22 protein-coding genes and 1 pseudogene are annotated in these 26,976 nt (G+C 60.5%); 15 read left to right on the forward strand and 8 right to left on the reverse strand.

Annotation, left to right across the window (positions count from 1 at the left end):
- Positions 1–4: 4 nt before the first annotated feature.
- A complete protein-coding gene (locus tag ACR9ZQ_RS29300) occupies positions 5–1,084 on the forward strand; it encodes a tetratricopeptide repeat protein (RefSeq protein ID WP_310383550.1) in 1,080 nt (359 codons plus the stop codon).
- 12 nt (positions 1,085–1,096) lie between these two features.
- On the opposite strand, the gene ACR9ZQ_RS29305 is transcribed toward ACR9ZQ_RS29300, so the two are convergent.
- Positions 1,097–2,842: a chemotaxis protein gene (locus tag ACR9ZQ_RS29305; RefSeq protein ID WP_481429212.1), complete on the reverse strand. Its 1,746-nt coding sequence runs from the start codon at positions 2,840–2,842 to the stop codon at positions 1,097–1,099.
- A 343-nt stretch (positions 2,843–3,185) separates the two neighbouring features.
- On the opposite strand from ACR9ZQ_RS29305, the gene ACR9ZQ_RS29310 reads away from it, so the two are divergent.
- From ACR9ZQ_RS29310 to ACR9ZQ_RS29360, 11 genes and pseudogenes are all read left to right on the forward strand, one after another.
- Positions 3,186–3,515 (forward strand): STAS domain-containing protein, encoded by a 330-nt coding sequence (locus ACR9ZQ_RS29310; protein ID WP_481429213.1) that lies wholly within the window; start codon positions 3,186–3,188, stop codon positions 3,513–3,515.
- The gene (locus ACR9ZQ_RS29315) at positions 3,512–3,880 is read left to right on the forward strand and encodes a response regulator (RefSeq protein ID WP_481429214.1); all 369 of its coding nucleotides are present in this window, start codon (positions 3,512–3,514) and stop codon (positions 3,878–3,880) included. Before ACR9ZQ_RS29310 ends, ACR9ZQ_RS29315 begins: the two co-directional genes overlap by 4 nt.
- A complete protein-coding gene (locus tag ACR9ZQ_RS29320; RefSeq protein WP_310383543.1) occupies positions 3,877–5,940 on the forward strand; it encodes a chemotaxis protein CheA in 2,064 nt (687 codons plus the stop codon). The genes ACR9ZQ_RS29315 and ACR9ZQ_RS29320 overlap by 4 nt, the downstream gene beginning before the upstream one ends.
- On the forward strand, positions 5,937–6,446 hold the full coding sequence (locus ACR9ZQ_RS29325; RefSeq protein ID WP_310383541.1) for a chemotaxis protein CheW: 510 nt from the start codon (positions 5,937–5,939) through the stop codon (positions 6,444–6,446). Before ACR9ZQ_RS29320 ends, ACR9ZQ_RS29325 begins: the two co-directional genes overlap by 4 nt.
- Before the next feature lie 30 nt (positions 6,447–6,476).
- Positions 6,477–8,189, forward strand: coding sequence for a methyl-accepting chemotaxis protein (locus ACR9ZQ_RS29330; RefSeq protein ID WP_310383539.1), 1,713 nt, complete (start codon positions 6,477–6,479; stop codon positions 8,187–8,189).
- Positions 8,190–8,414: 225 nt separating this feature from the next.
- Positions 8,415–10,352, forward strand: coding sequence for a HAMP domain-containing methyl-accepting chemotaxis protein (locus ACR9ZQ_RS29335; RefSeq protein ID WP_481429215.1), 1,938 nt, complete (start codon positions 8,415–8,417; stop codon positions 10,350–10,352).
- Between the two features lie 199 nt (positions 10,353–10,551).
- Positions 10,552–12,615, forward strand: coding sequence for a HAMP domain-containing methyl-accepting chemotaxis protein (locus ACR9ZQ_RS29340; protein ID WP_481429216.1), 2,064 nt, complete (start codon positions 10,552–10,554; stop codon positions 12,613–12,615).
- A 170-nt stretch (positions 12,616–12,785) separates the two neighbouring features.
- Entirely contained in the window at positions 12,786–14,606 is a 1,821-nt protein-coding gene (locus tag ACR9ZQ_RS29345; RefSeq protein WP_310383534.1) for a methyl-accepting chemotaxis protein, read from the forward strand.
- Positions 14,607–14,682: 76 nt separating this feature from the next.
- Positions 14,683–15,160 (forward strand): annotated as a pseudogene (locus ACR9ZQ_RS29350) (chemotaxis protein CheW).
- Positions 15,161–15,193: 33 nt separating this feature from the next.
- Positions 15,194–16,048 (forward strand): CheR family methyltransferase, encoded by an 855-nt coding sequence (locus ACR9ZQ_RS29355; RefSeq protein WP_007826507.1) that lies wholly within the window; start codon positions 15,194–15,196, stop codon positions 16,046–16,048.
- A gap of 9 nt (positions 16,049–16,057) precedes the next feature.
- Positions 16,058–17,155 carry a protein-glutamate methylesterase/protein-glutamine glutaminase gene (locus ACR9ZQ_RS29360; protein WP_310383529.1) on the forward strand — a complete coding sequence of 366 codons (1,098 nt, stop codon included), beginning with the start codon at positions 16,058–16,060 and terminating at the stop codon, positions 17,153–17,155.
- Positions 17,156–17,215: 60 nt separating this feature from the next.
- Here the strand turns inward: ACR9ZQ_RS29360 and ACR9ZQ_RS29365 are convergent, their stop codons facing one another.
- The gene (locus tag ACR9ZQ_RS29365) at positions 17,216–17,956 is read right to left on the reverse strand and encodes a 3-oxoacyl-ACP reductase family protein (RefSeq protein ID WP_481429217.1); all 741 of its coding nucleotides are present in this window, start codon (positions 17,954–17,956) and stop codon (positions 17,216–17,218) included.
- A gap of 73 nt (positions 17,957–18,029) precedes the next feature.
- Positions 18,030–18,608, reverse strand: a complete 579-nt coding sequence (locus tag ACR9ZQ_RS29370; RefSeq protein WP_310383525.1) for a TetR/AcrR family transcriptional regulator — start codon at positions 18,606–18,608, stop codon at positions 18,030–18,032.
- Between the two features lie 212 nt (positions 18,609–18,820).
- Here ACR9ZQ_RS29370 and ACR9ZQ_RS29375 point away from each other — a divergent pair, with 212 nt between their 5' ends.
- From ACR9ZQ_RS29375 to ACR9ZQ_RS29385, 3 genes are all read left to right on the forward strand, one after another.
- On the forward strand, positions 18,821–19,621 hold the full coding sequence (locus ACR9ZQ_RS29375) for an inositol monophosphatase family protein (RefSeq protein ID WP_113320882.1): 801 nt from the start codon (positions 18,821–18,823) through the stop codon (positions 19,619–19,621).
- Between the two features lie 112 nt (positions 19,622–19,733).
- Positions 19,734–20,834 carry a flagellar motor protein MotA gene (locus ACR9ZQ_RS29380; RefSeq protein WP_481429218.1) on the forward strand — a complete coding sequence of 367 codons (1,101 nt, stop codon included), beginning with the start codon at positions 19,734–19,736 and terminating at the stop codon, positions 20,832–20,834.
- Between the two features lie 3 nt (positions 20,835–20,837).
- A complete protein-coding gene (locus ACR9ZQ_RS29385) occupies positions 20,838–21,866 on the forward strand; it encodes a peptidoglycan -binding protein (protein WP_113320880.1) in 1,029 nt (342 codons plus the stop codon).
- On the opposite strand, the gene ACR9ZQ_RS29390 is transcribed toward ACR9ZQ_RS29385, so the two are convergent.
- The 5 genes from ACR9ZQ_RS29390 to ACR9ZQ_RS29410 form a co-directional block, all read right to left on the reverse strand.
- Entirely contained in the window at positions 21,847–23,097 is a 1,251-nt protein-coding gene (locus tag ACR9ZQ_RS29390; protein WP_481429219.1) for an RNA polymerase sigma factor, read from the reverse strand. The genes ACR9ZQ_RS29385 and ACR9ZQ_RS29390 overlap by 20 nt on opposite strands.
- A 7-nt stretch (positions 23,098–23,104) precedes the next feature.
- A complete protein-coding gene (locus ACR9ZQ_RS29395; protein WP_310383518.1) occupies positions 23,105–23,446 on the reverse strand; it encodes a YciI family protein in 342 nt (113 codons plus the stop codon).
- 230 nt (positions 23,447–23,676) lie between these two features.
- The gene (locus tag ACR9ZQ_RS29400) at positions 23,677–23,865 is read right to left on the reverse strand and encodes a YegP family protein (RefSeq protein ID WP_192729246.1); all 189 of its coding nucleotides are present in this window, start codon (positions 23,863–23,865) and stop codon (positions 23,677–23,679) included.
- A gap of 170 nt (positions 23,866–24,035) precedes the next feature.
- Complete coding sequence (locus tag ACR9ZQ_RS29405) at positions 24,036–25,025, reverse strand: Bug family tripartite tricarboxylate transporter substrate binding protein (protein ID WP_310383515.1); 990 nt, start codon at positions 25,023–25,025, stop codon at positions 24,036–24,038.
- Between the two features lie 136 nt (positions 25,026–25,161).
- Positions 25,162–26,964 carry an ABC transporter transmembrane domain-containing protein gene (locus tag ACR9ZQ_RS29410; RefSeq protein WP_481429220.1) on the reverse strand — a complete coding sequence of 601 codons (1,803 nt, stop codon included), beginning with the start codon at positions 26,962–26,964 and terminating at the stop codon, positions 25,162–25,164.
- Positions 26,965–26,976 lie beyond the last annotated feature (12 nt).

Raw genomic sequence — 26,976 nt, forward strand, 5'->3', positions numbered from 1 at the left:
GCTTATGCCGATCCCCGCCCGCTTTTCGAGATGCGCTCTCCTTTGTATGACCGTCTTGCTGGCGGCCCGGCCGGAATTTGCGGCGGCGCAGGCAAATGGGGCGATTGCCGAGCCCTCGGCGACGCCCAGCCAGACATTCCGTACCGATCGACCGCAGCCGCAGGGTATTGTGCCGTCCGATGGTGTCGGGGTTTTCGATCGTATGGGTGCGAAGCTGCCCGACCTGCCACCTGAAAAGGAATATAAGGGTCAGATCGATGAGGCGTTCGGCGCCTATCAGCGCGGCTATTATCTGACCGCTATGGACAAAGCGCTGCCACGGGCGCAACTCGGCGATCCAGCAGCCCAGACCCTGATCGCCGAAATTCTGTCGCAGGGCCTCGGCGTTAAGCGGGACATGAAGAACGCTGCCTTCTGGTACGGCAAGGCGGCGGAGGGCGGCGATCCGACTGCCATGTTCAAATATGCGTTGCTCCTCATGGAGGGCAATAACGTCACGCGCGACAAGGCGAAGGCCGACGAATATATGCGCAAGGCGGCCAATGCCGGAAATTCATCCGCAGAATTCAATTGGGCGCAGACGCTCGTTGCCGACAATCCCGGCGACAAGGGATTGAAACTTGCCCTGCCTTATTATGAAAAGGCGGGGGAGCAGGGCGTCGCAGACGCGCAATATGCGGTAGCGCAGATCTATCAGCAGGTGCCAGACCTGCCCGAAGACAAGAAGCAGCTGGCCCGCGAGTGGATGGCGCGCGCGGCGCGGGCGGGCTTCGATACGGCCCAACTTGACATGGGTATCTGGCTGGTCAACGGCGTCGGCGGGCCGAAGGATTACGTGCGCGGCTTCGAATGGCTGAAGATTGCCGCCAATAGGGGCAATGTCGCTGCACAAAACAAGCTCGCGCATCTCTACATCAACGCGATCGGTACGGCGCCAGATCCGGTCGAGGCTGCCAAATGGTATGTCCTGTCGCGGCGCGCAGGGTTGAGCGACCCCTCGCTCGAGGATTTCTATCTCGGCATCGAGGACGACCAGCAGAAGGCGGCGATCGAAGCGGCGAACAAGTTCCGCCGCATCAACTAACCCGCGGTCTTTCTAGAAAAGGGCGTCCTCAAACAGATCCTCGTCGCTCTGGGCCTTGGCGGGCTCAGCAGGAGCCGCTGCCGTTGTTTCCTCGGTGGCGGGAATGATGTCGCGATGGACATTGCGTTCCTGCACCATTGTGTAGAGCTTGAAGATCCTGTGGTCGAGCGGGGCGATTGCCTCGGCAATGTCGGAAATATCGGCGATCTGGTCGCCGGCCACCGTTTCCAGCACGTCGGCGCAACGGGCGAGCACGTCGCCGAGATCATGCTGGAAATCGAGCTTGCCGATCAGCAGGTTGATCCTGGTTGCGACCTCGCGGCCATGTTCGGCAAGTACCTTGAGCTCGTCTTCCATCAGGTTGGCAGCAGCGCGGATCGTGCCGACGGCCGAGGTGAGGCTTTCGGCAAGGCCTCCATTCTTGGTGCCGGCGGCAGGAGCGACACGTCCGGCCGAAGCCTCGAGCGCCGGCAGGCCATTGACGATGGCATCGGCTGAATCATCGAGCTTGCCGGCAAAGATGCGCAACTCGGCGGTGACGACGTTGATCGACTTGCCTTCTTCACCGAGACGGCTGCAGCGCAGGTTGGTATTCAGCGCCATATAGTGGATATCAGTCTTGACCGCGCGGATCGCCTCGATGGACTGCAGAAGGGTTGCGGCCGTGCCGAGCGTCGACTGACTGACCTGGTCGGCTTGACGGCTCGCCGTATCGACCTGCTTGACGATCTCGTGGGCAGCAGAGACGCTTGATTCCAGCGCACGCATGAAATTGCCGCCGCTGCCGTCGCTCTGACCGCTCATCTGGTCGCGCAACCTCAGAATTTGCTGCGTATCCTGGCTGAAGCTCGCGATGGTCTTTACGACATTGCGGGAATCCCGTTGGAAGTCGGTGCACATGTCTGCCATCTGCGCGGCCGTCAGGTGGTGAATGACGTTCTGCAGCCGCTTGTGCGCATCGCCATCAAGCTTGGCGCCGTCTTCGCTCGCGAAGAAATCCTCCAGCAGCGAAAAGGTGTTCTGCACATGCTCGATGCGCTGACGGGTGATATCACCGATCTGCAGCGCCGAAAGCGTAGATGCGACCTTGCCCTGTACGCCGCGAGCGATGGCGCCTACGTCTCGGGCGATGGCGCCGAGGTTCTGGCGGTGATCGGCAATCTTCTTTGCGTCGTCCTTAAGCGCCCTGGCGACGGCAGGAACCGTGTCGGCATAGCTTTTGGAGAGACTGTTGCCAAAGGAGAGGGCGAGCTTAACCTCCTTCTGCAGGCTGTCGAGATGGGTGGCGAAGCGATTGACTTCGTCCGTCCCCGAATAGATGCGCTCGAGGATTTCCTGGGCGAAGCCCGCGAATTCGGCGAGACCGGCACCCGTTATCTTTACCGTGACCGCGAAGGTGCGCAGGTAGCGCATCGTTTCCTGCATATCCGCGACATGCCGGTGCAGTTCCGAGCCGGTCTGGGCAAGTGCCGCCAGAGCCTGCTGGCGGTTTTCCTCAGCGCCAGGAAGCTCGATCAGATTCTGGACCGTTGCATTGAGATCGGCGCTGGTGTCACTCGCCTCATTGTTGTCCAGCGCCTTGGTGATCTGGTCCAGTGACGTCAACAGACGATTGAGGACATCCATCACGGACAGCAGGACGGTGCCACCTTCGAGGAAGCGTTCCTCGACCTGGGTGCGGGCCGATTCCAGGGTACGGCTGATATCCGAACCTGATGCGTAGTGCGCAGTCTGTGCCGATGCCGTCGCGTTTGCCACTTTTGTACCTTTACTTATAAACACAGGCAATTTGACTCTATTTTTACGGGCAGGATGGAAACGGCAGGTAAACGCCACAGACTCGTAAACGTTGTGATTAACAACCTATGAAGGCATTCGGCAAGAATTGATAGGTTCTGCGGCGGTTCCAGCTTATCTATCTGTTTTTTCGTGGTATTTTACCATATGAGAAAGCTTCAGTATAAGTTATCCTGGATGATAATTCAGGGAGTCCAAACTCGCGGTAATTGCACTTTCCTACAACCGACGTTTACGCACTGTTAAGCCTGTCATGAGAGTCCTTTTATGGTCGTTAAGTATTTCTCCGACCATGGAGGCTGCATTGGATACTCAGGCACAATATTGCGAATCTATATCCCTTCCGAAAGTTCTGAGCATTCGTAATGCTTCGGAAGTATATTTGAATATTATTGATCGATTTCGCGGCAATAATAACATTACTCTAAGTCTTCCCGAAAACGCGGAAGCGGATCTGAGTTTTCTTCAGCTCATCGAAGCCGCCCGCCGTCAGGCAAAGGCCGAAGGCAAGACTTTTACCCTTTCGGCTCCGGCCAGCGGTCCGCTTCTCAAGGTCCTTGAGCGGGCCGGATTTACCGAGGCCTTCGATGAAGAAGACAAGAAGTTCTGGTTGCATAAAGAGGTGACGTTATGAGCGCAAACATCCTGACCGTCGACAATTCCGCCAGCATCCGCCTGACTACAAAGGTCACGCTGACCAATGCCGGCTACACGGTCACCGAAGCCGTCAATGGCGCCGAGGGTCTGGCAACAGCCAAGAGCGGCAATTTCGACCTGATCGTCACCGACCTCAATATGCCTGTCATGGACGGGCTGACGATGATCGAAGAATTGCGGAAGCTGCCCGCCCAGGCCGGCGTGCCAATCATCTTCCTGACGACCGAATCCGACGCGGACCTCAAAGCCCGTGCCAAAGCCGCCGGTGCCACCGGCTGGCTTACAAAGCCGTTCGATCCGGAAAATCTCGTTAAGATCGTGAAGAAGGTTCTTGGCAGATGAGCTCGCTTGATCCAGTCGCAGTATTCCGTACCGAAGCGGCCGAATGCCTCGAGGCGATCGAAGCCGGCCTTCTCGACCTCAACCACGACCTCGAAAACAAGGACCTCGTCGACGCCGTGTTCCGCGGCCTTCATACGTTGAAGGGCTCGGGTGCGATGTTCGGCTTCGAGGCGCTTGCCGCTTTCACCCATCATTGCGAAACGGCCTTCGACCGTGTCCGCAAGGGTGAGGTTCCGGCAACCGCCGAGCTCGTCGCCGCCGTTCTTGCCGCGCAGGATCATATGCGCGCCCTCGTCGAACAGCCCGATGCCGATCACGGCGATACCGGCCACAAGCTGCTTGCCCAGCTCCAGGCCGCCGTCGGCGGCAAGGCCGAAGTCAAGGAGGCTGTCGCGCTTGCCGCTGCAGCCCCTGCCGTCGCCGCTCCCACCAAGAAGAAAACGACCTGGCGCATCCGTTTCAGCCTGCCGGCAAATTCCATGGCCAACGGCACCAACCCGCTCGGCCTTCTGGATGAACTGCGCGATCTCGGCGAATGCACAGTCCGCGCAAACACATCAGGCATTCCGCCGCTCGATAATCTGGTCCCGACTGAGCTCTACGTTTCCTGGGACGTCATTCTGACAAGCGAACAGGACCGTTCGGCCATCGACGACGTGTTCATCTTCGTCATGGATGACATGGAGCTCGACGTTCAGGAAATCGCCGGCCCGCAAGCCGCACCGGCCGAGACAAAGACGGACGTCGCTCCTGCTCCGGACGTTCCGGTTGCCGCAGCACCTGTCGCACCGGTGCCCGCCGCTGCTCCAGAATTCCGCCCGGTCGAGGCGGTTCCGGTGAAGCGTGAAACGCCAGCGCCTGTTCAGGCGGCAGCCCAGGCAAAGGCACAGGAAAACGTCCGCGTTCCGGCAGAGCGGCTCGACGAGCTGATGGACCGTGTCGGCGAACTCGTCATTGCCCAGTCGCGCCTCAGTCAGCTGGCAAGCTCCAGTTCGGATATTGCCCTACGCTCGGTTTCGGAAGAAATCGAACGTCTCTCCGGTGAGCTGCGCGACACGATGATGGTGCTGCGCATGGTGCCGGTCGGAACGCTCTTCTCGCGCTTCCGCCGCCTCGTACACGATCTCGCCCGCGAAACCGGCAAGGTCATCGAACTCGTCACCGAGGGCGAAACGACCGAAGTCGACAAGACCGTCATCGAGCGTCTTGCCGATCCGCTTGTCCATCTGGTCCGCAACTCGATCGACCATGGCCTCGAGCCGCCAGCCGAACGCCTCGGCGCAGGCAAGACGGAAGCCGGTACCGTGACGCTGTCCGCCCACCAGTCCGGCGGCGAAGTCATCATCTCGATCAAGGATGACGGCCGCGGCATCAACCGCGAGCGGGTTCGCGCCAAGGCGGAATCCTCGGGCCTGATTGCGCCCGGCCAGCCGCTTTCCGATCAGGAATTGCTGCAGCTCATTTTCGCGCCCGGCTTCTCCACGGCCGCGCAGATCACCAATCTCTCCGGCCGCGGCGTCGGCATGGATGTCGTCAAGAAGACGGTCGAGGCGCTGCGTGGTGCGATCGAGATCGTCAGCCTGCCGGGGCAAGGCTCGGAAGTCTCCCTTCGCATCCCACTGACGCTCGCCATCATCGACGGCCTGCTGGTGCGTGTCGGCTCCGGCCGCTACGTCATCCCGCTCTCGGCGGTCGAGGAATGCCTTGAACTGTCGCTGGAAGAAGATCTCCGCTCGCGTGGGCGCAGCTTCATCTCGCTGCGCGACAGCCTGGTGCCGTTCCTGCGCCTGCGCGATCTCTTCCGCACCGGCACCAAGCCTGATGTCCATCAGAAGGTGGTCGTCATCTCGACAGGCACCGAACGTGTCGGCCTCGTGGTCGACCAGATCATCGGCGACCACCAGACAGTCATCAAGTCGATGTCGAAATTGCACAACGACGTGGCGACCTTCTCTGGCGCTACCATTCTCGGCGACGGCAGCGTCGCCCTCATTCTTGACGTCGGGCACCTCGTTGCCGCGGGTCAGCAACAGGAGGCGCAATTGCGCGTGGCAGGATGAGCACAGCAGCAACAGCCGAAAAATTCGACAAGCACTGGAATTACGCCGAGGAAATCGAAGTTCTGACCTTCGATCTCAATGGCGAAACCTTCGCGCTGGAAGCGGTAATCGTCCAGGAAATCCTGGATCTGCTTCCCGAGACGGCGGTGCCGGGCAGCCAGCCCTTCGTCGCCAGCGTCATCAATTTCCGCGGCAAGGTCATTCCGCTTGCCGATCTTCGTCTCGCCTTTGGGATGGAAGCTTCGGAAGCGACGATCGACAGCCGCATCATCGTCATCGAGGTCGATCTGCAGGGGGAGCAGACTCTCGTGGGAATGCGTACCGACAAGGTGAACGAGGTGACGACGCTGACGAAAAGCGCCAGCGAACCACCGCCAAGCGTGGGTATGCGTTGGCGCGCGGATTACATCAACTGCCTGGTCAAGAGGGGGGGCGAGTTCATCATCCTTCCGAATTTGCAGGCGATTTTCTCATCGAGGCATGAGACGGCGGGGGCCGTCAACTAGCCGGGGGCCAATCATTGAGGGGTTAAAACGATGCGATTGACGATCAAGACTAAGCTGGTGACCGCGTTCACCTTTATCATTCTCATGCTCATGGGCACTGCTGCCTATGGTATCTTCAGCCTCGGCTCGCTGAACGATACGATCGGCAACCTTCTTGCCGGTCCTGCCGCGCGTCTCGACCTGGCGCAACAGATCAATATCGCCCAGCTCGAAGCCATCCGCCAGCAGAAGAACCTTCTGACCGCACGCAATGCCGACGACGCTTCCGGTGCAATCGAAAAGGGCAACCAGGCCCGCAAAAACTTCGCCGACGCATTCGCTGCCGTGACGAAGCTTGCGACCGAGGAAGGCAAAGCGCGTTGGGAACGCGTTGCCGAACTCTCCAAGGCATTCAATCAGGCAGACGACCAGATCCGAGATTTCATCAAAGGCGGCAATATGGACGGCGCCAACACTGTCTCGGTTACGACGGCTCGCCAGGCAGCCAACGATATTGACTCCACGCTCGATGAAATTCTGGCGCTCGAAAAAAAGCGCATGCAGGATGCGGATGACAACGCTGACCAGCAGTATGCCACGACGCGCACGATGATGATCGCGGTTGCCGGAACAGCGTTGCTGATTGCAGTCCTCACTGCCTTCTGGATCGCGAATACCATCAGCAAGGGTCTCAGCCGCGCCAACACCGTTGTCCGCGAAGTTGCCGAAGGCGACCTGACGAAGATGGCCGAAATCACCACGCATGACGAAATCGGCGAACTGCTCGGCAACGTCAATATCATGATCGAACGCCTTCGCGGTGTCGTTGCCGATGCCCTGTCTGCCGCCGACAACGTTTCTTCGGGCAGCCAGGAACTGTCGGCCAGCTCCGAGCAGGTCTCGCAGGGTGCGACCGAACAGGCGGCTTCGGCTGAAGAGGCTTCCGCTTCGATGGAGCAGATGGCTGCCAACATCAAGCAGAATGCCGACAATGCCGCCCAGACCGAGAAGATCGCCCGCCAATCCGCCAAGGACGCGGAAGCTTCCGGCGATGCTGTCAACCGCGCCGTCGATGCGATGCGCACGATTGCCGAGAAGATCGGCATCGTTCAGGAAATCGCCCGCCAGACCGATCTGCTGGCCCTGAACGCCGCCGTCGAAGCTGCGCGTGCCGGTGAACACGGCAAGGGTTTTGCGGTCGTCGCCTCGGAAGTGCGCAAGCTTGCAGAACGCAGCCAGTCGGCAGCCGCGGAGATCTCCTCCATGTCGAGCGACACGGTCAAGGCCGCCCGCGATGCCGGCGAAATGCTTGGCCGCCTGGTTCCGGATATCCGCAAGACTGCCGAACTCGTCTCCGAGATCAGTGCCGCCTGCCGCGAACAGGATATCGGCGCCTCGCAGATCAATGAGGCGATCCAGCAGCTCGACAAGGTGACCCAGCAGAATGCCGGTGCTTCGGAAGAAATGTCGGCTACTTCTGAAGAGCTTGCTGCTCAGGCCGAGGAACTGCAGGCTTCAATCGCCTTCTTCAAGGTCGATACGGCAGGCGCGACCCGTGCTGGCGTACGGAAGACCGCTGCAAAGACGGCTGCCAAGGTGGTCAAGGCTCCGGCCGCTGCCCCACGCAAGCCAGCTCCGGCTACGCAGAACCACAATCACGGCCACACCGTCGCTTCCCAACAGGCACGTGCCAAGGGCTTTGCTCTGGACATGTCGATGGGCGGCCCCGACGCCGGTGACGACGATTTCCGCGAAAGCGCTTAAGCGGCTTCGCAGTCAACCGAAACTCTCCGCGGCCGCTTCGGCGGCCTCGGACCGAAATATCCCGCAACGTGTGTATGCGTTAGCGTCGTGATCACTAGATGTCCGACTGCTGGGAAGTGAATCACTCGCTGTCCCCCTTTTTTGGCTCTTCATTGGTTTTACTTACTGGCGATCTGCTCACGGGCCGCCTTGCGAGACAGTATTTTCCGCTTTCAGGGGATAGAGATGCGTTTCACCATTAAAATGAAGCTAGGTATTGCTTTTGGTCTCGTAATATTACTGGCGCTTGGGATGGCAGGTCTTGCCATTTCCAATCTTTATTCACTCAATGCCGCCATCAGCGATATCGTTGCTGGTCCTGCCAAGAACCTTTTGAATTCGGGCGGGCTTTCTGATGCGGTCGCCGCATCGATCCGCGCCGAGAAAAATGCCATTATGAACACGGATCCGGCTGCCATCACCGGATATCGGGACACGGTCGCGCAGGAACGGAAGACTATCGACGACCGGCTGTCCGAGCTCGACAAGGAGACCAATCCGGCAATCGTCAGCAAGCTCGCAGAATTCCGTTCGGTCTATCCGAACTGGACACGGATGCAGGACCAGATCCTTGATCTGGCGACCCAGAACACTGCTGAAAGCAACGCGCATGCCGCTCAGATCTCTATGGGCGAAGGTGCCAAGATCACCGATAATCTCCTGAAGATCCTGGGCGAGCTCAACAATCATATCGTTGAAGATCTTCACGCCACCGATGTAGCGACGAATGTCCAATACGACAATTCCAGCAGCGCCCTGATCGGCATGGCGGCGGTGCTGTTCGTTTTCTCGACGGCCATCGCGGTCTGGATCGCTTTCGGTATCAACCGTGGCCTGAAGAAGGTTGCCTTCATCGCGGAAGCCGTCTCGAAAGGCGATCTCGAGCAGAAGGTCGAGATCAAGACCAATGATGAGATCAAGGATCTGATCGACACGGTCAATATCATGACCGCCAACCTGCGCAGCACTGCGGCCCTTGCCGACAAGATCGCCATGGGGGACCTCTCGATCGACGCAAAGCCGCTGTCGGATAAGGATGCTCTCGGCATCGCCATGCAGAGCATGGTGACCAACCTGCGCACAACTGCCGAAGTGGCCAACCAGATCTCGAACGGCGACCTGACCGTTTCACCGAAGCCGCTTTCGGAAAAGGATGTGCTCGGCACTGCGCTCGAGCAGATGGTCGAGCGCCTGCGCGGCGTCGTTGCCGATGCGATTTCGGCTGCCGAGAACGTCTCTGCGGGCAGCCAGGAACTCTCGGCCAGTTCCGAGCAGGTTTCTCAAGGTGCGACGGAGCAGGCCGCCTCCGCCGAAGAGGCTTCGGCCTCGATGGAAGAGATGGCCTCCAACATCAAGCAGAACGCCGACAATGCCGCCCAGACCGAGAAGATCGCCCGCCAGTCGGCCAAGGATGCGGAAGCCAGCGGCGAAGCCGTCTCCCGCGCCGTCGATGCCATGCGCACGATCGCGCAGAAGATCGGCATCGTCCAGGAGATCGCGCGCCAAACCGACCTTCTCGCGCTGAACGCTGCCGTGGAAGCGGCGCGTGCCGGCGAGCATGGCAAGGGTTTTGCGGTCGTCGCCTCGGAAGTGCGCAAGCTTGCCGAACGCAGCCAGTCGGCCGCCGCCGAAATTAGCGCCATGTCCGGTGATACGGTGAAAGCCGCCCAGGAAGCGGGCGATATGCTCGGCCGCCTGGTGCCCGACATCCGCAAGACGGCAGAGCTGGTTTCCGAGATCAGTTCGGCGTGCCGCGAGCAGGATATCGGGGCTGCCCAGATCAACGAGGCGATCCAGCAGCTCGACAAGGTGACGCAGCAGAATGCCGGTGCCTCCGAGCAGATGTCCGCAACCTCGGAAGAGCTCGCCTCCCAGGCCGAGGAACTGCAGACGTCGATCGCCTTCTTCAAGGTGGACATGGCCGGTAACCGCCAGTCCCGCGCGCCGGCCGCCCAGGTTACGGTCCGCAGCCCGGCTCCGGCAGCAATCCGTAAGCCTGCCGGCAAGAAGACCACTGCCGCCAATACGGTTGCCGCCCAGCAGGCACGCGCCAAGGGCTTTGCCCTGGATATGTCGATGGGCGGCCCGGACGCCGGCGACGATGATTTCCGCGAAAGCGCCTGAGCGCTTTCTCGCTCCAATACCGTCAGGGACCAGGCTTATGGCCCCTGACACAAGCATTCGGTGCCCAGGAACGCCGGACGCAAGATCGCAATTTCTTCGATAACTGTCTTCGCCTCCGGAATGTTTTTGCTGCGTGACGCCGCGCCCAGGAAACCACCGGTCCACATTTATTCCGTCGCTTTCAAATAGGGGTATTGCGATGCGTATCACGATCAAGCTCAAGCTCGCAGCCGCGTTCGGCTTTGTCATATTGTTGCTAGTGGGTAGTGCAGTCTTTGGAATTATCAGCCTCAGCTCCCTGAACGATGCCGTCGGCAACCTGATCGCAGGTCCTTCAAAAAGACTGGAGCTGGCTCTGGAAGCGAAAGCTGCCGAGCTCGATGCTATCCGATGGCAGAAGAACGCCCTTTTGGAAATGGATCCTGAAGCAGCCAGGAAACACTACGAAAATTCGGCAAAGAGCATGGATGAATTGCTCACATTCTCGACAGGCGGTCAGCAGCTTGCAACGGCTGACGGCAAGCCTACGTGGGACAGGCTGGTCGAGCTGAGCAAACGTTTCGTGGAAGGTTCCAACAAAGTCGCCTTGATCCAGGAAAATGGCGACAGGGCAGGGGCCACGGCCTATTCCGGTGGAGAGGTTCGGGCCATCGTCACAGAATTGGAAGACGTCTTTACGACGCTTGTCGCGCTTCAGCAGAAGTCGATGACGCAAGCCGACAACGATACTGAAGTCCTCTACAGCAACACCAGAAACTTGCTGATCGGCATCGCCATCGGCGCTTCCGTTATCGCTTTTGCCGCCGCACTGTGGATCGCGCTCGGCATCAACAGTGGCCTGCGCAAGATTATGAACGTCGCTAGCGCCGTCGCCATCGGCGATCTGAACCAGAAGGTCGAGATCAAGAGCAACGACGAGATCAAGGATCTGGTGAACACGATCAACGTCATGACGGATAATCTGCGCAATACCGCTGGCATCGCAAACGAGATTTCGAATGGTGACCTCAGCGTTACACCGAAGCCGCTCTCCGACAAGGATACGCTCGGTATTGCCATGCTCGGCATGGTGAACAACCTGCGCGCTACCGCCGATGTTGCCAACCAGATCGCAGAAGGCGACCTCTCGGTCGAGGTCAAGCCGCTTTCGGCCAAGGATACGCTCGGCATCGCGATGCAAAGCATGGTTGCCAACCTTCGCATCACTGCCGATATTGCCACGCAGATTGCTGCCGGCGACCTGACGGTTTCTCCGAAGCCGCTTTCAGCCAAGGATACACTCGGCACCGCGCTGGAACAGATGGTGGAGCGTTTGCGCGATGTCGTCGCGGACGCAATTGCGGCCGCCGAGAATGTTTCGGCCGGCAGCCAGGAACTTTCGGCGAGCTCCGAACAGGTATCGCAGGGCGCCACCGAGCAGGCTTCGGCGGCCGAGGAAGCCTCCTCCTCGATGGAAGAGATGGCCGCCAACATCAAACAGAACGCCGACAATGCCGCCCAGACGGAAAAGATCGCGCGTCAATCCGCCAAGGATGCGGAGATGAGCGGGAGCGCCGTTTCCCGCGCCGTCGAGGCCATGCGTACGATCGCCCAGAAGATCGGCATCGTTCAGGAAATTGCCCGCCAGACCGACCTTCTCGCACTCAACGCTGCGGTGGAAGCGGCTCGTGCCGGCGAACACGGCAAGGGTTTTGCAGTCGTCGCTTCGGAAGTGCGCAAGCTTGCAGAGCGCAGCCAGTCGGCGGCAGCGGAAATCAGCGCCATGTCGAGCGATACCGTCACTGCCGCCCAGGAAGCCGGGGACATGCTCGGCCGCCTGGTGCCTGACATCAGAAAGACGGCGGAACTCGTGGCGGAGATCAGCTCTGCATGCCGCGAGCAGGATGTCGGTGCGTCGCAGATCAACGAGGCGATCCAGCAGCTCGACAAGGTAACCCAGCAGAATGCGGGTGCTTCCGAGCAGATGTCTGCAACCTCCGAAGAGCTCGCTGCCCAGGCCGAGGAACTGCAGACGTCGATCGCCTTCTTCAAAGTGGATACGGCGGGTGGCAAGACAATGGCGACGGGTGGCCGCCAGGGTCGCGCACCGGCTGCCAAGGTGACCACGCGCAGCCCGGCTCCATCTGCACCTCGCAAGCCGGTCGGCAAGGCGGCTGCCGCCAACGGCATTGTCGCTCAGCAAGCCCGCGCCAAGGGTTTTGCCCTGGACATGTCCATGGGCGGACCGGACACGGCGGACGATGATTTCCGGGAAAGCGCGTAAGCGCTTCCCGGCGGACAGGCATTGGGGCCGCGGCAACAGCGGCCCCGTTACGGCCGGCGCATGGAAGCGCCGGGGCACACCGGCTCGGCCGGCAACGCATGAAGCGTTTTTACGGCGGCACAATGTGTCATTTCGCGGGATATCCGCTGCAGTCCTAAAGGGGTCTTGGAATGCGCTTCACGATCAAACTCAAACTGGGCCTGGTGTTCGGTTTCATCGTTCTCCTGACCTGCGCCATGGCCGGTCTTTCGATCTACAATCTCTCGTCGCTGAATAGCGACATCTCGGTCATGGTTGCCGGTCCGGTCGCCAATCTGCGCGATTCCGGTGATCTCTCCGATGCCGTGATGCGTTCCATCCGCGCCGAAAAGGATGCGATCATCAATACCGATGCGACCAAGATCGCCGGCTATGTCGATGAGATCTCGCAGCAGCGCGAGCAGATCAAGACACTGCAGGCTCGCCTTGCCACTTCGGAAGACCCTGACATCAGGAATGGCATGGCTCAGTTCGGCGATCTCTACGGCAAGTGGACGGCGCTGCAGGATCGTGTTGCCGACCTCGCCAAGCAGAACACCACCGAATCCAACACCCAGGCCGGCGTCATTTCGATGGGCGAAGGCCAGGCGGTGACGACCCAGCTTCTCGGCATTCTCACCAAGCTGAACGACACCGTGACCGGCAATGTCGCCGAAACCGACGCCGCTACCAACGACCAGTATGCCCAGTCGCGCAACATGCTGGTGATGATGACGATAGGTCTGATCATCATATCCTCTGCTGCCGCCATCTGGATCCTGCTCAATATCTCCCGTGGCCTCAAGCGTGCAGTCCAGCTCGCGGATGCCGTCAGCATCGGCGATCTCGAACAGGACATCGAGCATAAGAGCAATGACGAAATCCGCGACCTGGTCAATTCCATGACGAGGATGACCGGCAACCTGCGTAACACGGCGCAGATCGCCAACCAGATCTCGAACGGCGACCTGACGGTGTCTCCGAAGCCTCTGTCCGAGAAGGATACGCTGGGTATTGCTCTGGAGCAGATGGTGGAGCGCCTGCGTGGTGTTGTCGCCGATGCGATTGCCGCTGCGGAAAACGTCTCGTCCGGCAGTCAGGAACTCTCGGCCAGCTCCGAGCAGGTCTCGCAGGGTGCGACCGAACAGGCGGCTTCGGCTGAAGAGGCTTCCGCTTCGATGGAAGAGATGGCCTCCAACATCAAGCAGAATGCCGACAACGCCGCCCAGACCGAAAAGATCGCCCGCCAGTCCGCCAAGGATGCGGAGAATTCCGGCGATGCCGTTAACCGGGCTGTGGCTGCGATGCGCACGATTGCCGAGAAGATCGGCATCGTTCAGGAAATCGCCCGCCAGACCGATCTGCTGGCCCTGAACGCCGCCGTCGAAGCTGCGCGTGCCGGTGAACACGGCAAGGGTTTTGCGGTCGTCGCATCCGAAGTCCGCAAGCTTGCAGAACGCAGCCAATCGGCAGCCGCTGAAATCAGTGCGATGTCCGGCGATACGGTGAAAGCTGCGCAGGAAGCCGGCGACATGCTCGGCCGGCTGGTTCCGGATATCCGCAAGACTGCGGAACTGGTCTCCGAGATCAGCGCCGCATGCCGCGAGCAGGATATTGGTGCAGCCCAGATCAACGAGGCGATCCAGCAGCTCGACAAGGTGACCCAGCAGAATGCCGGCGCCTCCGAAGAGATGTCGGCGACCTCCGAAGAGCTGGCGACCCAGGCTGAGGAATTGCAGGCCTCGATCGCCTTCTTCAAGGTGGACACGGCCGGCAACCGCCTGTCCCGCGCTCCGGCTGCCAAGGTCACGGTGCGCACGCCGGTTCCGACCGGAGGTCGCAAGCCGGTCGGCAAAAAGACCACGGCCACCAATACGGTTGCCGCCCAGCAGGCGCGCGCCAAGGGCTTTGCCCTCGACCTCTCCATGGGTGGGCCGGACGACGGGGATGCCGAGTTCAAGGAAAGCGCCTGAGCATCCAGGTCCTTTCAATATGTTAACAGGCGTCTCCGATAATGGGGGCGCCCGAATCCAAGGAAAGCGGTTGATCATGGCAACAACATCTCTGGAAGCCCAATTCGTGACCTTCAGCCTCGGCGAGGAGATCTTCGCCGTTCCAGTGGAGGTGGTGCGCGAAATCCTCGACTATGCGGAAGCATTCAAGATTCCGAATGGTCCCGACTATCTGCTCGGCCTGCGCGACGTGCGCGGCCAGGGTGTTCCGACGATCGATCTGCGCCTGAAGCTCGGCATGTCGAAGACAGTGCCGACGCCGCACACGCGCGTGCTGGTTCTAGACGTTCCGATGGAAAATCGCCTTCTGACGCTCGGCCTCGTTGCCGATCGCGTTTTCGAAGTGACGCCCTTCCGTCGCGAGCAGATCGAAGTCCGCACCGGATATCGGCGTACGCTGGCGGTCGGATTATATTGCTGGTGTCGTGCGCCGCGAGAACGGCTTCGTCGTCATCGTCGACCTTGCCCGGCTTCTGTCGCGCGAGGATGCCACTGTCCTGCAATCGGCCGCCTGAGGCCCTCAAGACCTGTTCGGAGCGTCGCGTTTTATGAGTATGGCAGCGGTAGAAACCCAATTGCCGGGTGACAGGATCAGCAAGCGTAATTTCGACAAGCTGGCACGGTTCATCTATGACTATAGCGGCATCAAGATGCCGCCGACGAAGCTGACGATGCTGGAGGGCCGGCTGCGCCGGCGTTTGCGCGCCACGCGCCATGCGAGCTTCGACGACTATTGTGATTTCCTGTTCAACGAGGATGGTCTCGAGCAGGAGACTGTCTACCTGATCGACGTCGTGACGACCAATAAGACCGACTTCTTCCGGGAAGCCAAACATTTCGAATATATGCAGATGGTCGCCCTGCCGACGCTCGCCGACAGCGGCCTGCGGACGATCCGCACATGGAGTTCTGCCTGCTCGACGGGTGCAGAGCCCTATACGATGGCTATGGTGCTGGCCGAGTTCGTCGAGAACCGAAGCGATGTCTCCTACAATGTGCTGGCGACCGATCTCTCCACCGATGTGCTGCAGACAGCGCGCAAGGGTATTTATGCGGAAGATCTGATCGCTCCGGTGCCGCGCGACCTGCAGAAGAAATATGTTATGGTTGCCAAGCAGCAGGGTCGCCGCGAGGTTCGCATCTCGCCGAAGCTGCGCAGCCGTGTCGGCTTTGCCCGCATGAACCTGATGGATGAGAAATATCCTATTGGCGACATGATGCACCTTATCTTTTGCCGCAACGTGCTGATCTACTTCGACAAGCAGACGCAGGCTGGGGTGCTCACCCGTCTCTGCAATTGCCTCGCGAAGGGCGGTTACATGTTTATCGGTCACTCGGAATCGATCACCGGCTTCGACCTTCCCTTGAAGCAGGTTTCGAATACGGTGTTCCAGCGCATCTGAGGGGATACTATGGCCAAAAAAGTCCGCGTCCTCATCATTGACGATTCCGCCAGTGTCAGGCAGACGCTGGCACGGGTTCTGGAAGAAGACCCGGAGATCGAAGTCATGGCCGTGGCTTCCGACCCGTTCATGGCGGCGCGCAAGATCCAGGAAGAGATCCCTGATGTCATCACCCTTGATGTCGAGATGCCGCGCATGGATGGTATCACCTTCCTGCGCAAGCTCATGTCGCAGCGGCCGATCCCGGTCGTCATGTGCTCCTCGCTGACGGAAGCGGGTTCGGAAACTCTGCTTCAGGCGCTTGAGGCGGGTGCTGTCGACGTCATCTTGAAATCCAAGATCGGTGCGGCAGATAGTCTGGCCGATGATGCAATGCGCATCCGCGAAGTGGTCAAGAGTGCCTCGCATGCGCGGCTTACCAATGTGCGCCGCGCTGCAGGCAGCATCCGCTCGGCTTCGGCAGAGGGGCCGGCCAAGAAGCTGACGGCCGATGCGATGTTGCCGCCGCCGACCGGTCGGGCGATGGCGAAAACGACGGAAATGGTTGTCTGCGTCGGCGCTTCAACGGGCGGAACGGAAGCCCTGCGCGAGTTTCTGGAAGCGCTGCCGGCCAATGCGCCGGGCATGGTCATCGTCCAGCACATGCCGGAAAAATTCACAGCGGCTTTCGCCAAGCGCCTCAACGGTCTCTGCGAAGTCGAGGTCAAGGAAGCGGCCGATGGCGATCCGGTATTGCGCGGCCATGTGCTGATTGCGCCGGGCGACAAGCATATGCTGCTGGAGCGCCAGGGCGCGCGTTATTACGTGTCCGTCAAGCCGGGGCCGCTGGTTTCCCGCCACCGCCCGTCCGTCGATGTGCTCTTCCGTTCCGCTGCCCGTTCGGCCGGTTCGAACGCGATGGGCATCATCATGACCGGAATGGGAGACGATGGTGCGCGTGGCATGCTGGAAATGCATCAGGCCGGCGCCTATACCGTCGCGCAGGATGAAGCGACCTCGGTTGTTTTCGGCATGCCCAAGGAAGCGATCGCCAAGGGCGGTGTCGACCGAATTCTGCCGCTCGACCAGATCGCCCGCGAAGTGCTGATCACACAGCAGAAATCCTGAATTTCCGAGCATTGAACAATGGAACGGCGGCGTATCTGCGCCGCCGTTCGCTTGTCTGAATCAGGCCAGATAGCCGCCGTCGATCGTCAGGCTGGCGCCGGTGATGAAGGAGGCCTCGCGACTGGCGAGATAGGCGGTGAAGCTGGCGATTTCCTTGTCCTCGCCGATGCGGCCGAGCGCCATCAACTGTTTCAGCATCTCATGGCTGGCTTCGTTCGAGTTCATGTCCGTCGCCGTCGGGCCTGGCTGAATAGTGTTGACGGTGATGCCGCGCGGGCCAAGATCGCGGGCAAGGCCGCGTGTCATGGCAGCGACCGCACCCTTGGTCATGGAATAGACCGAAGAGGTTGGAAAGCCGCTCCGCTCGGCGACGATGCTGCCGATGGTGATGATGCGCCCGCCTGCTTTCATGTGGCGCGCGGCCGCCTGCGTGCCGGCGAAGACTGCGCGGACGTTGACCGCAAACATGCGGTCGAAGTCTTCGAGGGGGAAATTCTCTACTGGATTCAACATGAGAATTCCGGCGCTGTTGACGAGAATGTCGATGCCACCGAACGTCGAGACAGTCTCATCGACCGCATCTTGAACGGCCTTCGGATCAGCGCTGTCTGCCTTGATGGCCAGCGCGTTCGCACCCTTCGCCTCTATTTCGGCAACGATGGCCTTCGCCTTGTCGCCGGAGGCGGAATAGGTGAACGCAACGTCCGCGCCGTCGGTGCTGAGGCGGCGGACGATTGCGGCACCGATACCGCGCGAGCCACCGGTTACGAGGGCGATCTTGCCGGAGAGTGGTTGGAACATTGTGGTTTCCTTCCTTTTTTGGACTGTTTAGTCTTGAATTGGGCATGCGAAATCGGGTTTGGACTTCCAGGTTTTACCGGAGGCTTCGAATGGCGAGGCGGGCTATCCCGCGAAGCGCTTCGGGGGAGGCGCCATTGCGGGCGCTGACCTTCATGCCTGACAGGGTCGAGCCGAGGAAGTACACGGCATCGGTGGTATCGACATCATCTGCAACCTCGCCCCGCTTCTTGCCTTCCTCAAGGATTGTCTGCACGGCGGATGAAAGCAGGCGGGATGCCTTGTCTGTCAGATCAGAGACCGCACTGTCCGTGCGACCGAACTCGCATACGGCGCTGACACCAAGGCAGCCACGGCCGGCTTCGGTTTCCGGACGGGAGGCAAAGGCGATGAGCGTCTCTTCCAAAGCTTTCAACGGTGTCGTATCGCGGTGCAGATCGGCCACGAGTTGAGAGACGCTGTCGAGATTGTAGCGGTCGAGCGCTGCCAGATAGAGGCTGCGCTTGTCGCCGAAAGTATCGTACATGCTTTGCCGGCTGATCTTCATGGCCGACAGCAGCGCATCCGTGGACGTGCCCTCGTAGCCGTGTTCGGTGAACACGGTGATGGCCGCCTTGAGTGCGGTGTCGCGATCGAATTCCTTATGCCTTGCCATGATGCCTCAATAAGGTTTCTAGACTGATCTGTCCAGAATAATTTAGGAACTATCCTTTCGTGCTGCAACCCTGCCATGCGGCATTCCCCTTGAAATTTCCCCGATTTTGTGGTCTTGAGGCCGCCAATCTATGCAGCGCTGTCGCTTCCGGCGTTCAGGGACATATCCCGCCCCTGACAGCGCGTCCCGTATTATCCAAGGAAAATGCCCACATGGCCCGTTCAGCTCTTCTCAATGTCATGGTTCAGGCTGCCATCAAGGCAGGCAAGTCGCTGGGGCGTGATTTCGGGGAAGTGCAGAACCTGCAGGTATCCGTGAAGGGACCGGGCGACTTCGTTTCGAATGCCGACCGCAAGGCCGAAAAGATCGTCAAGGAAGAGCTTCTCAAGGCTCGTCCGACCTATGGCTTCCTTGGCGAAGAGAGCGAAGAGATCAAGGGTACCGACGGTGCGCACCGCTGGATCGTCGATCCGCTGGATGGCACGACCAACTTCCTGCACGGTATCCCGGCCTTTGCCGTTTCCATCGCGCTTGAGCGCAACAATGAGATTGTCGCAGGCGTGGTCTTCAATCCGGCGACGGACGAGCTCTACACTGCCGAGCGTGGCGGCGGCGCGTTCCTCAACGATCGCCGCCTGCGCGTCGCCTCGCGCCGGGTGCTCTCCGACAGCGTCATCGGCTGCGGCGTGCCGCATCTTGGCCGCGGCAATCACGGCAAGTTCCTGATCGAACTGCGCCATGTCATGGGCGAAGTCGCCGGCATCCGCCGCATGGGCGCAGTCTCGCTTGATCTTGCCTATGTGGCCGCCGGTCGTTTCGACGGTTTCTGGGAAGTGGCGCTGTCGCCCTGGGACATGGCGGCCGGTATTCTGCTCATCCGTGAAGCGGGTGGTTATGCGACTGACTGGGACGGCGGGGCGTCAATTCTGGAGACCGGTGCGATCATTGCCGGCAACGAGCACATCCACAAAGCGCTCACGGAAGTGGTCAAGCGACCGGTTCCGACCAAGTGACGATCTGGGCAACAGCCTGTTGTAAAGTCCGGCTTTTCGCCCGCGCATACTTCAATTTGGCACAATGTTGATCTAGTCTTCGGCTGTAATGAGTCCGGAGGCCGAGGAACCTATGGAAAATGTGAATGTGGCCGAGTTCGGCTCGACCGAGAAGACGGCCGGTGGCTACGCTTACAAACTCTCCAGCCCCATGTCGTTCTTCTGGACGATGGTGTTGTTCCTCATCATCGTGGGCTTCATAGCGGCGATCCTGTTCCGGCAGACACAGACTGCCTTCATGCATAACCCGGGCCTGAATGGTCTCATCGTCGGCGTTCTTGCCGTTGGAATCATTCTCGTTTTCAATCATGTGCTGTCGCTTCGCCCGGAAGTACGCTGGTTCAATTCTTTCCGCGCTGCTGGCAGTGCCGACAAGGTGAACCGCAATCCGCGGCTGCTCGCGCCAATGCGGGCGCTGATCGGAAATCGTAGCAGGTCGGGGGTTGCATTATCGACCACCGCGCTGCGCTCCATTCTGGATTCGATTGCCAACCGCCTCGACGAATCGCGTGACGTTTCCCGCTATCTCATTGGCCTGCTCGTCTTCCTCGGCCTGCTCGGTACCTTCTGGGGCCTTATCGGCACGATCGGCTCGATCAGCTCTGTCATCCAGTCGCTCGATGCCGGCTCGAATGGCACGGGCGATGTGCTTTCGACGCTGAAGGAAGGGCTTGCGATGCCGCTTTCCGGCATGGGCCAGGCTTTCTCGTCTTCGCTGCTCGGTCTTTCGGGTTCGCTGATCCTCGGGTTCCTCGATCTGCAGGCCGGACGTGCGCAGAACCGTTTCTATACGGAGCTGGAAAACTGGCTCTCCTCGGTTACCGATGTCGGCTCCGACATTCCGGTGCCGGCGCTGGATGGCGTTTCCGGTGGCTCATCGGAAGATATGAAGGCCCTGTCGGAATATCTGCGAAAGGTCGCCGAAGGGGACGGCGCGTCCAGCCAGCGGTCGGTTGCCGCGATGGCAAGCCTTGCCGAAGGCATTCAGGGTCTCGTCAAGAACATGCGCAACGAGCAGCAGATGCTGCGCGACTGGATCGAGGTCCAGCAGGACGAGGCAAAGGCGATGCGCCGCACGCTCGATCGGCTGGCTGAACGCATCGGTGTGCAAGACCGCGGCAGCGACAGAGTGCGCGAACGGTCCGGCCAGGTCGAAAAGAGCGAGGGCAAGTAAGCCATGCCTCTTGGCCGCAACCGCCGCCAACGCGCGGTGGACTACTGGCCGGGCTTCGTCGATGCTCTATCGACGCTGCTCATCGCCATCATGTTCATCCTCACGGTTTTCGTTGTCGGCCAGTTCATTCTCAGCCGCGAAATCAGCGGCCGTGACGAGGTGCTGACGCGTCTGAACGGTCAGATCAACGAGCTCACGCAGTTGTTGGCGCTCGAGAAGGGCAGCAATCAGGATCTTCAGGATTCGGTCGCCAATCTGCAGGCGTCGCTTGCGAGTGCCGAGGGCGAGCGTACGCGGTTGCAGGCGCTTCTCAGCGCCGGTACGGGCGGCCAGAATGCGGCAAAGCAGCAGATCGGAACGCTGACGCAGCAGCTCGATGAGCAGAAGCAGGTCAGCGACCGTGCCCTCAGCCAGGTCGAGCTCCTCAACCAGCAGATCGCGGCGCTGCGCAGCCAGATCGCTGCTGTCGAGGCAGCACTTCAGGCTTCCGAGGAGAAGGATCAGACTTCGCAGACGAAAATCGCCGACCTCGGCCGCCGCCTGAACGTGGCGCTGGCTGCGCGTGTGCAGGAACTCAATCGCTACCGCTCGGACTTCTTCGGCCGCTTGCGCGAAATCCTGTCCGATCGCGAGAACATTCGCGTCGTCGGCGACCGTTTCGTCTTTCAGTCGGAAGTGCTGTTCCCGTCTGGCGGAGCCGACCTCAATCCGGATGGCCAAACGGAAATGGCAAAGCTTGCCGCCGCCTTGCTCGACCTTGCCAAGGAAATTCCGCCTGAGATCAACTGGGTGCTGCGTGTTGACGGGCATACGGACAATGTCGCGCTGTCGGGCTCAGGCCGCTACCGCGACAACTGGGAGCTTTCATCCGCCCGCGCGATTTCGGTCGTGAAGTTCCTAATCGCGCAGGGTGTGCCCGCAGACCGGCTCGTTGCGGCAGGTTTTGGCGAATTCCAGCCGATCGCACCCGGCGATACGCCGGAAGCGCGCGCCACCAACCGCCGTATCGAGCTCAAGCTGACCGAGAAATAACGGCCTGAAGTTTGCCAGTGAGGAAGGTGCGGACGGCGGGACTGTCGCTGAGGCCGATCGCTATCCTGTAGGCTTCTACTGCGGCATCGCTTTCGCCAAGGTCTGCCAGCAGATGCGCCCGCACCGCCCAGTAAGGCTGGTAGCTGGCGATGCCCCGTCGCTCCAGTCCGTCCAGCAGGGCGATCGCCGGGGCTGCGCCATCGACCCTGCCGACGACGGCGGCATGGCTGACCTTTGAGCCGAGTGTCGGTTTCATCGCGATGAGTGCCCGGTAGAGGGTAATAAGCGCCTTCCAATCCGTCGTGCCCGTCCGGCGGCGCGTGGCGTGGACGGCCTGGATCGCCGCCTGGCACTGGAACGGACCGAAGCGGTCGAAGGTGCCCGCCTTGCGCAGCAACGTGTCGGCTTCTGCGAGCATGATTTCGTTCCAGAGACCGGTATCCTGCTCCTCAAGCGGTATGTAAGCGCTATCGGCATCACGCCGTGCGTGCCTTCTCGCCTCGCAATAAAGCATTAGTGAGAGCAGCCCGATGACCTCCGGCTGCTCGGGCAGCATGGTCATGAGTGCGCGGCCAAGCCAGATCGCCTCATCGGTCAGGCCCGTGCGACTGTCTCCTTCGCCATCGAGCCCATCCCAGCCGAGCCCATAGGCGGCATAGATTGCCGAGAGTACGCCCGCCAGCCGTTCCGTCAGGATCTGCCGCTCGGGGATGGCGAAGGGAATGCCGGCGTCGCGGATCTTGACCTTGGCCCGCACCAGGCGCTGGCTCATGGTATCCGGCAAGACGACGAAGGCCTGTGCGATTGTCTTCGCATCAATGCCGAGCACGGTCTGAAGCATCAGCGATGTGTGAACGGACCGGTCAATTGCCGGGTGCGTGCAGGCAAAAAGAAGCTTCAGCCGTTCATCGGAAAAGTCGGCGTTTCGTGCATCGTTCATACGCTCCTCGGCCTCCTCGACGGCCAGCGCAATCGTTTCGCTGGCATTGTCGCGGACAGTTCGATGGCGGGCAGCCTGTATGAGGTTGCGGCGGGCTGCGGTGAGCAGCCAGCCCTCCGGATTGTCGGGAATGCCCCGCTCGGGCCAGACCCGCAACGCGGCCGCCAGCGCATCAGACAATGCGTCCTCCGCCGCCGGAACATCGCGGGAGCGAGCGGCAAGGAAGGCGATGAGCTTGCCGTAGGATTGCCGTGCCACCTTCTCGGCAGCACGGCCCGCATCTGATGTCACAACGGCCTCACGCGACCTGCAGCCGGGGCCGTATTTCCACCGAGCCCTGTTCGGAGACGGGAACGCGCGTGGCCCATTCGAGCGCCGTATCGAGATCGGGCACGTCGATCACGTAGAAGCCGCCAAGCGATTCCTTGCCTTCCGGGTACGGGCCATCCTGTACATCATGGTCGTCGCCCTTGCGACGCACGATCGTGCCTGTCTCAGGCGGGGTCAAGCCGGCACCGGCGGTCAAGATTCCGGCTTGCACCAGTGCCTTGGTGTAGGCCGTCCAACCATCGCGGTAGGCAGGGTCGCTGCGGCGGATGAAGTCTTCTGCGGATTCACGGATGATAAGTGCGTATTGCATCGGAAACTCCTGATCCTCTAGGGGCGTTTGACCGGGCAGGCAGCATCTAAAGCCGAATTCGCCCATGCTGCAATGCTTCGGTGGCGCGGCCTCAAGCCGTTCCGAAACAATGAGGTCTCAGTCGTCCTCATTTCGACATTGCGGTCGAAAAAATTGATCACATGGAAAAGTGCGCGAAAAATACGCTGAGCGGAAAGTGCTGGAGGCGACTGATGCCGCCTCCGCTTCAGTCAGGCTTCCGCCTTTGTCTGATCCACTACGTCAGCGCCAGGCGAATTCTTCTTGATGGATTCGATGGCGTTCATTGCAGATGCCTTCGCCTTGTAGCCTTCGGACGAGAACATGGTCTCGCCGTTCGACGCCTTGAAGCGGAAGCGGAATTCACCGGCCTTATCCTTGTAAACTTCAAATCTGTACATGGATCCCTCCTGGTAAGCTGAAATCATGCATCAGCCTCCCGAAAGCTAGCTCAGAATTGTGAGCTTTTCCACTACCTTAATTAGAATTCAATTGCATGGCGTCCAATTGCCGCCGGTTGGATCGGGCGTGAGAAAAGGGGCTAACGGCACGCTGTCCCCTTCCGTTGTGCTCATTCCATCTGGATATGGGCGCCGTCCACGACCGGTTTCCATTTCGCAAGCTCGGCCTTCACGTGAGCGCCGAGTTCTTCCGGCGTGGAACCGACGATCGTTGCACTGAATTCCTTCATCCGCTCGGCAACGGCCGGATCGGTCAACGCCTTCTTGGCGGAGGCGTTGAGGCGGGTTATCACATCGGCCGGCGTATTGGCCGGTGCAAAGAGCGCATTCCACGTATAGGTCTCGTATCCGGGAATACCGGATTCGGCGATGGTCGGAATATCGGGGAAGGATGACGCGCGTTCGGCGGTCGTTACGGCGAGTGCCCGCAACGTGCCGGCCTTGATGTGGCTAGACGACGAGGGCAGGTTGTCGAACATGATCGGCACCTGGTTGCCAATGACGTCGTTCAGTGCCGGTCCAGCGCCCTTATAGGGAATATGCTGCATGTCGACGCCGGCCATACTTTTAAAAAGTTCGCCGGAAAGATGCAGCGGTGTGCCGTTGCCGGATGAGGCGTAACTGTATTTGTCCGGATCGGCTTTCAGGAGCGCGATCAATTCCTGCACGTTCTTTGCGGGCAGTTCCGGATTGACGACCAGCACATTCGGAACGACCACGAGCAACGAGATCGGCGCGAAATCCTTCTCGGCATCATAAGGCGTCGATTTCAGGATCAGCGGATTGAGCGCGTGGGTGGCGACAGTGCCCATCAGGATCGTATAGCCGTCCGGCGCAGCACGCGCGACGTTGTCAGCGCCGAGATTGCCGCCGGCTCCCGCAACATTCTGCACGATGACCTGCTGGCCGAGATCTTCGGACATTTTCTGCGCGACGATACGCGCGACGACATCGGTCGAGCCTCCGGCCGCGAAAGGCACGATCATGGTTATGGATCGGTCAGGAAAGCTCTGGGCCGATGCGGCCGTTCCTGTGGCCGCTGCGAGCAGGCCAAAGCCGAGCGCCAGGCTCATGCGACGGGTAATATCAGAAAGCGCCATTCGAATCTCCTCCCACAGATTTCAACAGCAAGGGCCCCTACCTCGGGCATAGGGAGGTTAGGGCAGGTTGCCGCAAAGGCAACCGCGTCCGGGGAGCTATGCGATCAGACTTTAGTCGCGATGACGTATGAGGCAGCTATTTGGCGGCTGCCAGCACATCCTCGTTGGCTGCATCGAATTGCAGGCTGGCGAGCTTTGCATAGATGCCGCCGTGCCGGATCAGGCTCTGATGTGTGCCTTCCTCGACGACACGGCCCTGATCCATGACGAGAATGCGGTCGGCCTTGAGAACAGTGGCGAGACGGTGGGCGATGACAATCGTAGTGCGGCCATGCATAAGCCCGTCAAGCGCCCTCTGCACAAGCGTTTCGCTCTCGGCGTCAAGGGCCGAGGTCGCTTCGTCCAGAAGCAGGATAGGTGTGTTCTTCAGGATCGCGCGGGCGATGGCGATGCGCTGGCGCTGGCCACCGGACAGCGTGATGCCGCGTTCGCCGACCTGTGTATCGTAGCCTTTGTCCAGCCGATTAATGAACTCATCGGCCTGGGCCGCGATCGCGGCGGTGCGTACCTGCTCGCGCGTGGCGCCTTGAACACCGAAAGCAATGTTGTCGTGGATCGAGGCGACGAAGATGGTCACATCTTGCGGCACGATAGCAATGCGCTGGCGCAAGGCGTCCGGATCTGCCTGGCGGGCGTCGATACCGTCGATCTTCACGCTACCCTGTTGCGGATCGTAGAAGCGCAGCAGCAGCGAGAAGACCGTGCTCTTGCCGGCGCCGGATGCACCGACGATTGCCACCGTTTCTCCGGGCAGCACCGTGAAATCCAGTCCGTGCAGGGCCGACTTGCCTGGACGAGACGGATAGGCGAAGTGCACGCCGTCGAATTCCACGCGGCCCTGGGCAGGCGAGGGCAGTGGCTGCGGATTTGCGGGGGCCGTGATCGGCGAGACTTCGTCGAGAAGCTCAGTCAGGCGGTCAGCTGCACCTGCTGCCTGCGAAAGCTCGCCCCAGACTTCCGAGAGTGCGCCGAGCGATCCGGCTGCGATGACCGCATAGAGCAAAAACTGCCCGAGCGTGCCGGCCGAAAGCGTGCCGGCGAGGACACTATGGGCGCCAAACCAGAGAACGGCGACCACGCTGCCGAAGATCAGGGTGATGGCGATGCCCGTCAGCAGGGCGCGGGAGGAGACGGCGGAACGTGCGGCCTGATAGGCGGATTCGACAGCCGAGCCGTAACGGTCCGCTGCGGCGGTTTCGGCGTTGAAGGCCTGCACGGTGCGGGTTGCAGCGATCGTCTCATTGGCGAAGGCGGAAGCCTCTGCCAGTGTATCCTGTGCCGCGCGGGAGCGCTTGCGCACCGATCGCCCGCCGGCGACCAGCGGAAAGACGATGACCGGGATCGCGACGATGACGAGGCTCGAGAGCTTCGGCGAGGTCACGATCATCATACCGAGCGCACCGATACAGAGGATCAGGTTGCGGAGCGCCACGGAAGCCGTGGCGCCGACGGCCGATTTGATTTGCGTGGTGTCGGCCGTCAGCCGCGAGACGATCTCGCCCGACTGGTTGACGTCGAAGAACGAGGGTGAGAGCCGTGTGACATGAGTAAAGACGTCACGGCGCAGATCCGCAACGATGCGTTCGCCGATGGTAATGACGAAATAATAGCGAAGAGCGCTGGCGACGGCGAGCACGATGGCCATGATCATCAGCATGGCAAAGTAGCTGTTGATGAAGGTACCATCGGCCTGGGTGAAGCCGTGGTCGATCATGCGGCGCACGGCAAGCGGTATAGCAAGCGATGTGACGGCGGCGAGCGCCAGCGAAACCAGAGCGCCCGCGACTAGGCCGCGATAACGCGCCACATAAGGTGTCAACCTGCCGAGCGGCCTTAGCGAACGCGACTTCTTTTCCCCAAGCTCTGCCTGCTCTGCCAAATCGTCTCCGAT

The sequence above is a fragment of the Rhizobium sp. KNZ14-9A genome (assembly GCF_056755015.1).

Bases quoted from the DNA above. Each gene is read 5' to 3' on its own strand.
- ACR9ZQ_RS29300 (WP_310383550.1), top strand. From the start codon at position 5: ATGCCGATCCCCGCCCGCTTTTCGAGATGCGCTCTCCTTTGTATGACC.
- ACR9ZQ_RS29315 (WP_481429214.1), top strand. From the start codon at position 3,512: ATGAGCGCAAACATCCTGACCGTCGACAATTCCGCCAGCATCCGCCTG.
- ACR9ZQ_RS29320 (WP_310383543.1), top strand. From the start codon at position 3,877: ATGAGCTCGCTTGATCCAGTCGCAGTATTCCGTACCGAAGCGGCCGAA.
- ACR9ZQ_RS29325 (WP_310383541.1), top strand. From the start codon at position 5,937: ATGAGCACAGCAGCAACAGCCGAAAAATTCGACAAGCACTGGAATTAC.
- ACR9ZQ_RS29330 (WP_310383539.1), top strand. From the start codon at position 6,477: ATGCGATTGACGATCAAGACTAAGCTGGTGACCGCGTTCACCTTTATC.
- ACR9ZQ_RS29335 (WP_481429215.1), top strand. From the start codon at position 8,415: ATGCGTTTCACCATTAAAATGAAGCTAGGTATTGCTTTTGGTCTCGTA.
- ACR9ZQ_RS29340 (WP_481429216.1), top strand. From the start codon at position 10,552: ATGCGTATCACGATCAAGCTCAAGCTCGCAGCCGCGTTCGGCTTTGTC.
- ACR9ZQ_RS29345 (WP_310383534.1), top strand. From the start codon at position 12,786: ATGCGCTTCACGATCAAACTCAAACTGGGCCTGGTGTTCGGTTTCATC.
- ACR9ZQ_RS29355 (WP_007826507.1), top strand. From the start codon at position 15,194: ATGAGTATGGCAGCGGTAGAAACCCAATTGCCGGGTGACAGGATCAGC.
- ACR9ZQ_RS29360 (WP_310383529.1), top strand. From the start codon at position 16,058: ATGGCCAAAAAAGTCCGCGTCCTCATCATTGACGATTCCGCCAGTGTC.
- ACR9ZQ_RS29365 (WP_481429217.1), bottom strand. From the start codon at position 17,956: ATGTTCCAACCACTCTCCGGCAAGATCGCCCTCGTAACCGGTGGCTCG.
- ACR9ZQ_RS29370 (WP_310383525.1), bottom strand. From the start codon at position 18,608: ATGGCAAGGCATAAGGAATTCGATCGCGACACCGCACTCAAGGCGGCC.
- ACR9ZQ_RS29375 (WP_113320882.1), top strand. From the start codon at position 18,821: ATGGCCCGTTCAGCTCTTCTCAATGTCATGGTTCAGGCTGCCATCAAG.
- ACR9ZQ_RS29380 (WP_481429218.1), top strand. From the start codon at position 19,734: ATGGAAAATGTGAATGTGGCCGAGTTCGGCTCGACCGAGAAGACGGCC.
- ACR9ZQ_RS29385 (WP_113320880.1), top strand. From the start codon at position 20,838: ATGCCTCTTGGCCGCAACCGCCGCCAACGCGCGGTGGACTACTGGCCG.
- ACR9ZQ_RS29395 (WP_310383518.1), bottom strand. From the start codon at position 23,446: ATGCAATACGCACTTATCATCCGTGAATCCGCAGAAGACTTCATCCGC.
- ACR9ZQ_RS29400 (WP_192729246.1), bottom strand. From the start codon at position 23,865: ATGTACAGATTTGAAGTTTACAAGGATAAGGCCGGTGAATTCCGCTTC.
- ACR9ZQ_RS29405 (WP_310383515.1), bottom strand. From the start codon at position 25,025: ATGGCGCTTTCTGATATTACCCGTCGCATGAGCCTGGCGCTCGGCTTT.